Source organism: Staphylococcus sp. HL28, from assembly GCF_021117155.1.
In the GTDB taxonomy this organism is placed as follows: Bacteria; Bacillota; Bacilli; order Staphylococcales; family Staphylococcaceae; genus Staphylococcus; species Staphylococcus warneri.
In genome coordinates, this window is the sequence record NZ_CP088218.1 from 1,143,144 (window position 1) to 1,157,422 (window position 14,279).

At 32.9% G+C, this 14,279-nt stretch carries 9 protein-coding genes; 8 read left to right on the forward strand and 1 reads right to left on the reverse strand.

Features of this window, described 5'->3' with window-relative positions; translation table 11 throughout:
* The first annotated feature begins 18 nt into the window (after positions 1-18).
* From LPC11_RS05620 to pyk, 6 genes are all read left to right on the forward strand, one after another.
* Positions 19-3,213: a DNA polymerase III subunit alpha gene (locus LPC11_RS05620; protein WP_231307379.1), complete on the forward strand. Its 3,195-nt coding sequence runs from the start codon at positions 19-21 to the stop codon at positions 3,211-3,213.
* A 326-nt stretch (positions 3,214-3,539) separates the two neighbouring features.
* On the forward strand, positions 3,540-4,769 hold the full coding sequence (locus LPC11_RS05625; RefSeq protein WP_231307380.1) for an NADP-dependent malic enzyme: 1,230 nt from the start codon (positions 3,540-3,542) through the stop codon (positions 4,767-4,769).
* Between the two features lie 177 nt (positions 4,770-4,946).
* Positions 4,947-5,804, forward strand: a complete 858-nt coding sequence (gene accD / locus LPC11_RS05630; protein ID WP_023372872.1) for an acetyl-CoA carboxylase, carboxyltransferase subunit beta — start codon at positions 4,947-4,949, stop codon at positions 5,802-5,804.
* Entirely contained in the window at positions 5,804-6,748 is a 945-nt protein-coding gene (locus LPC11_RS05635) for an acetyl-CoA carboxylase carboxyltransferase subunit alpha (protein ID WP_023372870.1), read from the forward strand. Before accD ends, LPC11_RS05635 begins: the two co-directional genes overlap by 1 nt.
* Positions 6,749-6,926: 178 nt before the next feature.
* Positions 6,927-7,895 (forward strand): 6-phosphofructokinase, encoded by a 969-nt coding sequence (gene pfkA / locus LPC11_RS05640; protein WP_002452215.1) that lies wholly within the window; start codon positions 6,927-6,929, stop codon positions 7,893-7,895.
* A gap of 19 nt (positions 7,896-7,914) precedes the next feature.
* Positions 7,915-9,672 carry a pyruvate kinase gene (gene pyk / locus LPC11_RS05645; RefSeq protein WP_023372866.1) on the forward strand — a complete coding sequence of 586 codons (1,758 nt, stop codon included), beginning with the start codon at positions 7,915-7,917 and terminating at the stop codon, positions 9,670-9,672.
* Positions 9,673-9,924: 252 nt separating this feature from the next.
* Here the strand turns inward: pyk and LPC11_RS05650 are convergent, their stop codons facing one another.
* Positions 9,925-11,283: an amino acid permease gene (locus LPC11_RS05650; RefSeq protein WP_023372864.1), complete on the reverse strand. Its 1,359-nt coding sequence runs from the start codon at positions 11,281-11,283 to the stop codon at positions 9,925-9,927.
* 348 nt (positions 11,284-11,631) lie between these two features.
* On the opposite strand from LPC11_RS05650, the gene LPC11_RS05655 reads away from it, so the two are divergent.
* Positions 11,632-12,750, forward strand: a complete 1,119-nt coding sequence (locus LPC11_RS05655) for a citrate synthase (protein WP_023372862.1) — start codon at positions 11,632-11,634, stop codon at positions 12,748-12,750.
* A gap of 56 nt (positions 12,751-12,806) precedes the next feature.
* A complete protein-coding gene (icd, locus tag LPC11_RS05660) occupies positions 12,807-14,075 on the forward strand; it encodes an NADP-dependent isocitrate dehydrogenase (protein ID WP_002452219.1) in 1,269 nt (422 codons plus the stop codon).
* Positions 14,076-14,279 lie beyond the last annotated feature (204 nt).

Below are 14,279 nucleotides of genomic sequence, written 5' to 3' on the forward strand. Positions count from 1 at the left end.
GAAAGGAGTCATACAAACATGGTTGCATATTTAAATATTCATACGTCATACGATTTATTAAATTCAAGTTTAAGAATATCGGATGTCGTTAAAAAAGCTAAGAACGAAGGCATTGAACACCTTGCAATCACAGATACAAATGTTTTGTATGGCTATCCCAAATTTTATGATGCATGTTTAGAAGCGGGGATACACCCCGTTTTTGGTATGACTGTCTATTTAACTGATGGGTTGTATCAATTGGAGACTGTCCTATTGGCACAAAATAATGAGGGCTTAAAAGATTTATATCAATTATCATCAGCGATTAAAATGAAAGAAAAAGAAGACATTTCAATTGAGTGGTTGAAACGTTATGCAAATCATCTCGTCATCATATTTAAAAGTGCCGAAGAACATCATTTACAATTTATTGATGCTTTTAATGATAAAGAACATGTCTATCTTAACCAGGATTGTATAGCAGTTAATCAAAGAGCGTTTGTTTGGTTGAACACCATGCGGTACTTAAATAATGAAGATGCCGATACGATTTCAGCACTTCAAGCCATTAAGGAAAATAGTAAATTGGATCTAGTAGCTGAACAAGAAGATTACCATGAACATGTATTTAATAAAAGTGAACTTCGGAATTTGGAATGTAGTGACGAATTAATATTTAATACTGACAAAATTGCACAAATATGTACCGCAGAGTTAAATTATCATCAATCCTTATTACCTCAGTTCCAAACGCCTAATGGTGAAACTTCTAAAATATACTTATGGCAAAAACTTGAAGATCAGTTAAACCATTTAAATTTGAATCAAACAGAATATTGGGAAAGATTAAAACATGAGTATGACATTATCACAAATATGGGATTTGAAGATTATTTCTTAATCGTAAGTGATTTAATTCATTATGCTAAAACACATGATGTGATGGTTGGACCTGGACGTGGATCTTCGGCAGGATCACTGGTAAGTTATCTACTTGGCATTACAACAATAGATCCTATAAGATTTAATTTACTTTTCGAACGTTTTTTAAATCCCGAACGAGTAACAATGCCTGATATCGATATTGATTTTGAAGATACACGACGTGAAAAAGTGATTCAATATGTTCAAGAAAAATATGGTCAATTACATGTTTCAGGAATTGTAACGTTTGGTCATTTACTTGCAAGAGCTGTTGCACGTGATGTGGGACGCATTATGGGATTTGATGAAATAACGCTAAATGAAATTTCTAAATTAATCCCACATAAATTAGGAATCACTTTAGAAGAAGCTTATCAGAATGATGATTTTAAACAATTTGTCCATCGCAATTATCGTCATGAACGATGGTTTGAAATATGTAAAAAGTTAGAAGGGCTACCTAGACACACGTCAACGCACGCTGCGGGTATTATTATTAATGATCATGCTTTATATGAATATGCACCTTTGACTTTAGGAGATACAGGATTGCTAACACAATGGACAATGACTGAAGCTGAACGCATTGGTTTATTAAAAATTGACTTTTTAGGTTTAAGAAATCTATCCATCATTCATCAAATTATCAATCAAGTTAAAAAGGATTTGAATATCAACATTGAAATAGAACGTATACCTTTTGACGATCCAAAAGTTTTTGAATTGTTGTCTCAAGGAGATACGACTGGTATTTTCCAATTAGAGTCAGATGGCGTACGCAGTGTATTGAAAAAGTTAAAGCCTGAACATTTTGAAGACATCGTTGCTGTTACTTCGTTATATCGACCTGGGCCTATGGAAGAAATTCCAACCTATATTACACGTAGACATGACCCATCTAAAGTAGAATATCTACATAAAGACTTAGCTCCTATATTGAAAAATACCTATGGCGTTATTATTTATCAAGAGCAAATTATGCAAATCGCTAGTCAATTCGCTAACTTTAGTTATGGGGAGGCAGATATATTAAGACGTGCAATGAGTAAAAAGAATAGGGCTGTACTTGAAAGTGAAAGACAGCACTTTGTTGATGGTGCTAAACAAAATGGTTACGACGAATATATGAGTAAACAAATTTTTGATTTAATATTAAAATTTGCTGACTATGGTTTTCCTAGAGCACATGCAGTTAGTTATTCAAAAATCGCTTATATCATGAGTTATTTAAAAGTTCATTATCCTAATTATTTTTACGCTAATATATTAAGTAATGTTATTGGTAGTGAGAAAAAAACGGCTGCGATGATTGATGAGGCAAAACATCAGAGCATCACGATACTTCCACCAAACATAAACGAAAGTCATTGGTTCTATAAAGCAACTAACGATGGTATCTATTTATCATTAGGTGCTATTAAAGGTGTGGGATATCAAAGTGTGAAACTAATTGTAGACGAGAGATATCAAAATGGTGACTTTAAAGATTTCTTTGATTTTGCAAGACGTTTACCTAAAAGAGTAAAAACTCGAAAATTATTAGAATCATTAATTTTAGTAGGTGCCTTTGATATATTAGGTAAAAATCGAGCTACTTTATTGCATTCAATTGACCAAGTGATTGATCAAGTAACTGATATAGAACAAGATGATATGTTATTCGATTTCTTCACACCAAAACAATCTTATGAAGAAAAAGAAGAATTACCTGACCAATTAATAAGTGAATATGAAAAAGAATACTTAGGATTTTATATCTCTAAGCACCCCGTAGAGAAAGAATTTAACAAGAAACAATATTTAACGATATACAAATTGAGTAATGCTAAAAACTATCAGCCTATCTTAGTCCAGTTTGATCAAATTAAACGAATTAGAACTAAAAATGGTCAAAATATGGCATTCGTAACCTTGAATGATGGTATACATTTACTGGATGGCGTCATATTTCCAAATCAATTTAAAAAATATGAACTTGATATATCTGAAGAACAAATTTATGTTGTTCAAGGAAAATTTGATAAACGAAATGGAAAAACGCAGTTGATTATCAATGATATTTATACAGAAGAAGCATTTGAATCTTTGAAATTGAACCAAACTAAACAAATTATTGTTAGAAAAGTTGATCAAGTTGAAGGGTTCTATCAATATTTAGATCAGGAAAATACAAATCAATCCATTGAAGTTTTATCATTCAATGAGCAAACAAAAGAGATGTCAAAATTAGGTTACATTAAGAAAAATTCATCTTTTTTATCTGATTTAGTTAAGTTATTTAAACCAAGTGATATCCGTTTTGTATAACTTTTATCTAGTATTGAATTGTGATATAGTAAACTGATGATTTATATATTAATCATCAGTTTATTTTTATAATTGTTTTTTGTTCTATTTGTTTGTAAATGGCATTATCTTATTCATCGATTAATGATAAAATATGAATGATCAGCAGAAAAAATAATTATAAAAGTAGTGACTGATAATTAAATCATTGCTAGTTTTAATTCACTCTACAACCTATAGGTAAGCAATTCATTATTATTTGAATGTGAAAACGTATTATAATAATAACCGAATGAAAACTAGCATCATCTAATTCTTATAACTAAATAAATAGGGGTTGATTTTTGATGTCTTTAAGAGACGAAGCACTAGAAATGCATAAAGAAAACCAAGGTAAATTAGAAGTAACACCTAATGTTAAAGTTACTAACAAAGAAGAATTAAGCTTAGCCTATTCACCAGGTGTTGCTGAACCGTGTAAAGAAATTCATGAAGATGAAAGAAAAGTATATGACTATACAATTAAAGGTAATACAGTTGCGGTAGTTACTGATGGAACAGCAGTATTAGGTTTAGGGAACATTGGTCCAGAAGCTAGTATTCCTGTTATGGAAGGTAAAGCCGTATTATTCAAAAGTTTTGCTGGTGTGAATGGTGTGCCTATTGCACTTGATACAACAGATACTGAGGAAATTATTAAAACAGTTAAATTAATCCAACCAAATTACGGCGGTATAAACTTAGAGGATATCTCAGCACCACGTTGTTTTGAAATAGAAGAACGATTGAAAAAAGAAACAAATATTCCGGTTTTCCATGATGATCAACATGGAACAGCAATAGTAACAATGGCAGGATTAATCAATGCACTTAGAATCGTTGATAAAGATTTATCAGATATCAAAGTTGTTCTAAATGGTGCAGGTGCAGCAGGAATAGCTATTGTGAAATTACTATATTCTTATGGTGTTAGAAATATGGTTATGTGTGATTCAAGAGGTGCTATATTTGAAGGCAGAAGCTATGGCATGAATGATACGAAAGAATATGTCGCTAAATGGACAAACAAAAATAAAACTGAAGGCGAGCTTAGCGAAGTCATTAAAGATGCTGACGTATTTATAGGTGTATCTATTGCAGACTTACTTTCTAAAGAAATGGTAGAGAGCATGGCCAAAGATCCAATTATTTTTGCAATGGCGAATCCTAATCCTGAAATCAATCCGAACGATGCTAAAGACGCTGGTGCTAAAGTTGTTGGAACTGGACGCTCGGATTATCCAAACCAAATTAATAATGTACTAGCTTTCCCAGGTATATTTAGAGGTGCATTGGATACTGAAGCAACCCATATTAATGAAGAAATGAAAAAAGCTGCAGTAGAAGCGATTGCAGACTTAATCGATAGTAAAGAATTAGAGCCGAATTATTGTATCCCTGGACCATTTGATAAACGTGTTGCACCATCAGTAGCTCGTGAAGTTGCTAAAGCAGCTATGGAATCAGGTGTAGCTCGAATTGAAGTAGATCCACAAGATGTGTATGATAAAACAATGAAATTAACAGACTTAAAATAATATTGATAAATATATTGATATAGAATATTATATTTGGATGAAGTTTAAATATAACGACATTTATAACGTGTAGGTTACAAATGTCGTTATAGTACTTTATCACTATACATAATTATAAATGCTTCATGAGTATAAATTTAATCCTTATTAAGGTCAGAGGTTTTTGGAGGTTTCCCTATGTTTAAAGATTTTTTTAATCGAACAAAGAAAAAGAAATATCTAACAGTTCAAGATTCTAAACAAAACGATGTACCAGCAGGAATCATGACTAAATGCCCTAAATGCAAAAAGATCATGTATACCAAAGAATTAGATGAGAACCTAAATGTATGCTTTAATTGTGACCATCATATTTCATTATCTGCGTATAAAAGAATCGAAGCGATTTCTGATGAAGGTACATTTAATGAATTTGATAAAGGCATGACATCTGCTAATCCTTTAGATTTTCCTGGATACATTGAAAAGATTGAAAAGGATCAGAAAAAGACAGATCTAAATGAAGCAGTTGTGACTGGCACTGCTAAATTAGAAGGTATTGAATACGGTGTAGCAGTAATGGATGCACGATTTAGAATGGGTAGTATGGGATCAGTTGTCGGTGAAAAAATTTGTCGTATTATTGATTATTGTACTGAGCATCGTTTGCCGTTTATTTTATTCTCTGCTAGTGGTGGCGCTCGTATGCAAGAAGGTATTATTTCATTAATGCAAATGGGTAAAACAAGTGTGTCATTAAAAAGACATTCTGACGCAGGATTATTATATATTTCATATATCACGAATCCCACAACTGGTGGCGTGTCTGCAAGTTTTGCATCAGTTGGTGATATTAATTTAAGTGAACCCAAAGCATTAATTGGTTTTGCTGGACGACGTGTCATTGAACAAACTATTAATGAAAAATTACCAGAGGATTTCCAAACTGCTGAATTTTTATTAGAACATGGTCAACTCGATAAAGTGATACATCGTAAAGATATGAGAACAACACTTGCCAATATACTAAATCTACATCAAGAGGTGAAAAGCTAATGCTTGATTTTGAAAAGCCACTTTTTGAAATTAGAAAGAAAATTGATTCGTTAAAAGAATCTCAAGAAAAGAATGATGTTGATTTACAAGAAGAAATCGATATGCTTGAAGCTTCTTTAGAACGTGAAACAAAAAAAGTTTATACAAATTTAAAACCGTGGGATAGAGTACAAATAGCCAGATTACCAGAAAGACCAACATCATTAGATTATATTCCTATGATATTTGATTCGTTTATAGAATTACATGGAGACCGTAACTTTAGAGATGATCCAGCTATGATTGGTGGTATTGGTTATTTAAACGGTAAAGCAGTTACTGTTGTTGGACAACAACGTGGTAAAGATACTAAAGACAATATATATCGCAATTTTGGTATGGCTCATCCAGAAGGATACCGAAAAGCTTTAAGACTAATGAAACAGGCCGAAAAGTTTAATCGACCAATATTCACATTTATTGATACGAAAGGTGCATACCCTGGCAAAGCAGCAGAAGAAAGAGGTCAAAGTGAATCTATAGCTACTAATTTAATAGAAATGGCTTCATTAAAAGTGCCTGTCATTGCAGTCGTTATTGGTGAAGGTGGTAGTGGTGGTGCCCTTGGTATCGGTATTGCTAACAGAGTATTAATGCTTGAAAACAGTACATATTCTGTTATTTCTCCAGAAGGTGCAGCAGCATTATTGTGGAAAGATAGTAATTTAGCTAAAATTGCTGCAGAAACAATGAAAATCACAGCGCACGACTTACATGAATTAAATGTAATAGATGATGTGATTAATGAGCCACTTGGCGGTGCACATAAAGAAATGGAAGTGCAAGCACAATCAATTAAAGATGCGTTTGTTTCTCATTTAAATGAATTAGAACAACTTGATAAAGAACAATTAGCTGAAGATCGCTTTAATAAATTTAGAAATATTGGCTCTTTTGTAGAATAAAGAGGTATAGAGTAGTAGTCATTTTATAGACTATTACTCTATTTTTATTATCGTTAAAATAAAAGTCATAATTAAAAACGTTTACATCAATATAAGTCCTTTCTTTTGATGGAAGTAGTAAAAAATTTGTGGTAATTTAGAGTTGAAGATAAATCTAGTTATAGAAAGGTATGTCGTCATGAAGAAAATTGCAGTTTTGACTAGCGGTGGAGATTCACCGGGGATGAATGCTGCCGTTAGAGCAGTTGTACGTACAGCAATTTACAATAATATTGAAGTTTATGGTGTATATCACGGTTATCAAGGATTAGTAGAAGATGATATTCATAAACTTGAATTAGGATCAGTTGGAGATACTATCCAACGTGGTGGGACATTCTTATTCTCAGCAAGATGTCCTGAATTTAAAGAAGAAGAAGTACGTAAAGTTGCTATTAACAATCTACGTAAAAGAGAAATTGAGGGATTAGTAGTAATTGGCGGGGATGGCAGTTACCGTGGCGCTCAACGTATAAGTGAAGAGTGTAAAGAAATACAAACCATAGGTATCCCTGGTACAATTGATAATGATATTAACGGTACTGACTTTACGATTGGATTCGACACAGCACTTAATACGATTATTGATTCAGTCGATAAAATTCGTGATACAGCATCAAGTCATGCAAGAACATTTATCGTTGAAGTAATGGGTCGTGACTGTGGTGACTTAGCACTATGGGCAGGCTTATCTGTAGGTGCTGAAACGATTGTCGTACCAGAAGTTGATACAGATATCAAAGAAGTAGCTGAAAAAATTGAGCAAGGTATCAAACGTGGTAAAAAACATTCAATCGTTATGGTTGCTGAAGGATGTATGAGCGGTCAAGAATGTGCTGATGAATTAAGTAAATATATTAATATTGATACAAGAGTATCAGTATTAGGACACATTCAACGTGGAGGTAGCCCTTCAGGAGCTGACCGTGTTTTAGCTTCAAGATTAGGTGGTCATGCCGTTGAATTATTAAAGAAAGGTGAAACTGCCAAAGGTGTTGGTATTAAACACAACCAGTTAACAGCGACACCATTCGATGAAATATTTGGTCATTCAAGTCATAAGTTTGATCAACAAATTTATCAACTAGCTAAAGAGTTATCTATATAAATTTCAGGAGGATTTTAAAATGAGAAAGACTAAAATTGTATGTACTATTGGACCAGCTTCAGAATCAGAAGAAATGCTTGAAAAATTAATGAATGCTGGTATGAACGTGGCACGTTTGAACTTTTCACACGGAAGTCATGAAGAACATAAAGGTAGAATTGATACAATTCGTAAAGTTGCTAAACGTTTAAATAAAACAGTAGCGATCCTTTTAGATACAAAAGGACCAGAAATTCGTACACATAACATGAAAGATGGCATTATCGAATTAGAAAAAGGTAATGAAGTTATTGTAAGCATGACAGAAGTTGAAGGTACTCCAGAGAAATTCTCTGTAACTTACGACAACTTAATTAACGATGTTCAAGTAGGTTCATATATTTTATTAGATGATGGTTTAGTTGAATTACAAGTTAAAGACATTGACCATGATAAAGGTGAAGTTAAATGTGACATCTTAAATAGTGGTGAATTAAAAAATAAAAAAGGTGTTAACTTACCAGGCGTAAAAGTAAACTTACCAGGTATCACTGACAAAGATGCAGACGACATTAGATTTGGTATCAAAGAAGATGTAGATTTCATCGCAGCAAGCTTCGTTCGTCGTCCAAGTGACGTTTTAGATATTCGTGAAATCTTAGAACAAGAAAAAGCAAATATTACTATCTTCCCTAAAATTGAAAACCAAGAAGGTATCGATAATATCGAAGAAATTCTTGAAGTATCTGATGGCTTAATGGTAGCACGTGGTGATATGGGTGTTGAAATCCCACCAGAAAAAGTGCCAATGGTTCAAAAAGACTTAATTAGAAAATGTAATAAATTAGGTAAACCAGTTATCACAGCTACACAAATGCTTGATTCTATGCAACGTAATCCACGTGCAACTCGTGCAGAAGCGAGCGACGTGGCGAACGCAATCTATGATGGTACAGATGCAGTAATGTTATCTGGTGAAACAGCTGCTGGTTTATATCCTGAAGAAGCAGTTAAAACAATGAGAAATATTGCAGTATCTGCTGAAGCAGCTCAAGATTATAAAAAATTATTATCTGACAGAACTAAATTAGTTGAAACATCTTTAGTGAATGCTATTGGTATCTCAGTGGCACATACTGCTCTAAACTTAAATGTTAAAGCTATTGTAGCAGCAACAGAAAGTGGTTCAACAGCACGTACAATTTCTAAATATCGTCCACATTCAGACATTATTGCTGTAACACCAAGTGAAAAAACTGCACGTCAATGTGCTATTGTTTGGGGTGTTTATCCAGTAGTTAAAGAAGGACGTAAAAACACTGATGCATTATTAAATAATGCAGTAGCAACTGCAGTTGAAACTGAAAGAGTTCAAAATGGTGATTTAATTATCATTACTGCAGGTGTACCAACAGGTGAAAAAGGTACAACAAATATGATGAAAATCCACTTAGTTGGGGACGAAATTGCTAAAGGTCAAGGTGTAGGTCGTGGTTCAGTAGTAGGTACTGCTGTTGTCGCTCATTCTGCGAGTGATTTAGAAGGCGTTGACCTAAGTGATAAAATCATCGTTACTAACTCAGTAGATGAAACATTAGTACCTTACGTAGATCAAGCTATTGGTTTAATTACTGAAGAAAATGGTATTACATCACCAAGTGCTATTGTTGGTTTAGAAAAAGGTATTCCAACAGTTGTTGGTGTTGAAAATGCTACTAAAGAAATCAAAGATGATATGTTAGTAACTGTAGATGCAGCAAATGGTAAAGTATTCGAAGGATATGCTAACGTACTTTAATCAATAACATATTAATTAAATAGATTGATGATGAAATTAGAGTCACCACTTCCAAATATAATTGTTTGGAAGTGGTGATTTTGCTATTTCACTAATTTGTTGTGCGTTCAGTTAACGTATTATGATAAATATTTTGTGAGGCTAAGTTAGAAATATGAATAGCAAGTAAGTTTGATAAAAAAATAAAAGCCAGTAAATGATTTGATGATAAATCATTTACTGGCTAATTATTTACTTATTTTTAGTTAAAGGTTATTTAGATTCTGTACTTGCTTTTTTATATCTCCAATACATAAATCCTAGTAACACAAACCATAAAGGTGTTAAATAAATTGCGCGTCTAGTTGTTTCATTAACAAATAGTAAACCAAATACTAAGATAAAGAATAATAAGATGACGTAGCCCATATATTTACCACCAGGTAATTTATATGTAGACGCCTTGTGTAATTCTGGATTTTTACTACTGTAATTAATATAAGCTATGATAATTAATGCCCATACGATTAGGAACAATACAGTAGATAATGTTGTTACATATGTGAACACCAATGTTGCATCTGGGAAAATGTAATTCAATAATGCTGCAATTAATAGTAATGCAGAAGATCCAATAATTGCTACATGTGGCACACCGTTTTTGTTTGTCTTGCTAAATGCAGGTGGTGCCTGTTTATTATCAGATAATCCGAACAACATTCTACTGTTTGAGAAAATACCACTATTACATGATGATGCTGCAGCAGTTAATACAACGAAGTTGATTAAACCAGCTGCAAATGGAATACCAATAAGTGTAAATAATTTTACAAACGGACTATTATCTGGGTCGACTTTATCCCAAGGAATGATAGACATAATTACTGCTAGGGCACCGACGTAAAAGATTAATATACGAATCGGTACGCTATTGATTGCTTTAGGTATAGTTGATTCAGGATCTTTCGTTTCGCCAGCTGTTACACCAATCATTTCAATACCGACGAACGAGAACACTGCCATTTGGAATGACATGAAGAAACCTGACGCACCTTTAGGGAAAATACCGTGATTGTATAAATTAGTTAAACTTGCATGTCCAAATTGTGTTTTGTATGCAAATAAAATCATAATAGCGCCGACGACAATTAAACCTATAATGGTTACAATTTTAACAATCGAGAACCAAAATTCTAATTCTCCAAATAACTTAGCACTTAATAAGTTAAATGACATTAAAATAAGTACACAGAATAATGCGCTAATCCAGTTAGGTATATGTGGGAACCAGAAACTAACATATTTAGCAACTGCAGTAACTTCTGCCATACCAGTAATAATCCAACACAACCAATATGTCCAACCAGTAACAAATCCTGCAAATGGACCTATATATGTATTAGTTACGTCCGCAAATGATTTGAAATTTGTGTTTTGAATAATAATTTCGCCTAATCCACGCATAAACATAAATAGCATGAATCCAATAAAGATGTACGTGAGTAGTATTGAGGGACCCGTCATGGCAATCGTTTGTCCAGCACCCAGGAATAATCCTGTCCCAATAGCGCCTCCAATGGCAATTAATTGCACATGGCGATTGCTCAATTCTCTTTGTAGATTATCAGCCATAAGACCTCTCCCTTACTTTTAGATAATTATATTATGCACTTAAATTGCTTTTTATACAATTTATTTATTAAAAAAGTGTTAAAATACACTCCGAGATAATTAGTAATTTATAATCAAACATGATAACCAAATGAAAACTTTGTATTCAATTTAATTTTCAAAATAATTTAAAAGGCCAAAATGTTGGTTTCATGGTACTTAGAACATTTTTAACATTTAAGTAATATATGAATCAATACCAAACTTACATATATATAGTAATTTATTTTGTTTCACAAAAACTTAATAATTAGCTATAATACTAGTTGAAAGCCATTTCATAAAGAAATAGTAAAGGGGAAATTTATCATGGCAGAATTACAAAGAGGTTTGGAAGGGGTAATTGCAGCTGAAACTAAAATCAGCTCAATCATCGATAGTCAATTAACATACGCAGGATATGATATTGACGATCTTGCAGAAAATGCCCAATTTGAAGAAATCATCTTTTTATTATGGAATTATAGATTGCCAACTAAAGAAGAATTACAAGAACTTAAATCAAAATTATATGAGTATATGACACTTAATCCTAGAGTGTATAAACATTTTGAAGAGTATGTAACTGATAAAGTACATCCAATGACAGCATTACGTACATCAGTATCATACATTGCTCATTTTGATCCAGATGCAGAAGATGAAGCTGATGAAAAGAAATATGAAAGAGCAATTCGTATTCAGGCTAAAATTGCATCATTAGTAACAGCATTTTCACGTGTACGTGAAGGTAAAGAACCATTAAAACCAAATTCAGATTTAAGCTACGCTGGAAACTTCTTATATATGTTAAAAGGTGAATTACCTACTGATATTGAAGAAGAAGCATTTAACAAAGCATTAATCTTACATGCAGATCACGAATTAAATGCATCAGCGTTCACTGCTCGTTGTGCAGTATCTTCTTTATCTGATATGTATTCAGGTATTGTAGCTGCTGTTGGTTCATTAAAAGGACCTTTACATGGTGGCGCTAATGAACGCGTTATGGCTATGTTATCTGAAGTAGGTTCATTAGATAATGTAGATAACTATTTAGATGAAAAAATTGCAAATAAAGAAAAAATTATGGGCTTCGGTCATCGTGTATATAAAGAAGGCGACCCTCGTGCTAAATACTTACGTGAAATGAGTAGAAAGATTACTGAAGAAACAGGACAAAGCGAATTATATGAAATGTCATTAGCTATAGAAAAACGTATGAAAGAAGAAAAAGGTTTAATTCCTAACGTCGATTTCTTTAGTGCGACTGTTTATCATAGTATGGACATTCCACATGATTTATTTACACCAATCTTTGCAGTCAGTCGTACATCTGGTTGGATTGCACATATTCTTGAGCAATACAGAGATAATAGAATCATGCGTCCAAGAGCAAATTACATTGGTGAAACGAATCGTAAATATGTTCCTATTGAAGAAAGATAATCAAATCATCTATAGTATTAGGTGAATTCAAACAAATTACTTGGAGGTCAAATTTTATGACAGCAGAAAAAATTACTCAAACTAAAGATGGATTAAATGTACCAAACGAACCAATCATTCCTTTCATTATCGGTGACGGAATTGGACCAGATATCTGGAAAGCAGCTAGTCGTGTTATCGATGCTGCAGTAGAAAAAGCTTATAATGGTGAAAAACGAATCGAATGGAAAGAAGTTTTAGCTGGACAAAAAGCATATGACAATACTGGTGAATGGTTACCACAAGAAACTTTAGACACAATTAAAGAATATTTAATTGCTGTTAAAGGTCCATTAACTACACCAATCGGTGGTGGTATTCGTTCATTAAACGTAGCTTTAAGACAAGAATTAGACTTATTCACTTGCTTACGTCCTGTACGTTGGTTCCAAGGTGTACCATCACCAGTTAAACGCCCTCAAGACGTAGATATGGTTATTTTCCGTGAAAATACTGAAGATATCTATGCAGGTATTGAATTCAAAGAAGGTACACCAGAAGTTAAGAAAGTGATAGACTTCTTACAAGATGAAATGGGAGCAACAAATATCCGATTCCCTGAAACTTCAGGTATCGGTATTAAACCAGTTTCTAAAGAAGGTACAGAAAGATTGGTTAGAGCTGCTATCCAATATGCAATCGATAATAACCGTAAAGCAGTAACTTTAGTTCATAAAGGTAACATTATGAAATTCACTGAAGGTTCATTTAAACAATGGGGTTACGATTTAGCTCATAATGAATTTGCTGATCAAGTATTCACTTGGCAACAATATGATGAAATTGTAGAAAAAGAAGGTAAAGATGCTGCGAATGAAGCGCAATCAAAAGCTGAGCAAGAAGGTAAAATTATTGTTAAAGACTCAATCGCTGATATCTTCTTACAACAAATTTTAACTCGTCCATCTGAACATGAAGTTGTTGCTACAATGAACTTAAATGGTGACTATATTTCAGATGCATTAGCTGCCCAAGTTGGTGGAATTGGTATTGCACCAGGCGCAAATATCAACTATGAAACAGGTCATGCTATCTTTGAAGCTACTCACGGAACAGCGCCTAAATATGCTGGTTTAAACAAAGTAAACCCATCTTCTGAACTATTAAGTTCAGTATTAATGTTAGAACATTTAGGTTGGCAAGAAGCTGCTGATAAAATTACAGACTCTATTGAAGCAACAATCGCTTCTAAAATTGTTACTTATGACTTCGCTCGTTTAATGGATGGTGCGACTGAAGTATCAACTTCTGAATTTGCTGACGAATTAATCAAAAACTTAAAATAAAAGATGATATTGAATGAAACGGATTGGGAAACCAATCCGTTTTTTTTATTAAGATTTTGTAAATTCCTAGTCTTTTAATATCATTTTTTATAAAAAAATGATAGTTTAATTAATGAAATGACAATATTAATCCAATGTTAGCTTAATATAAGTAGCATATTAAATGGATTGTTAAGTTTATGTAAATTTGATGTGTAGGTATGT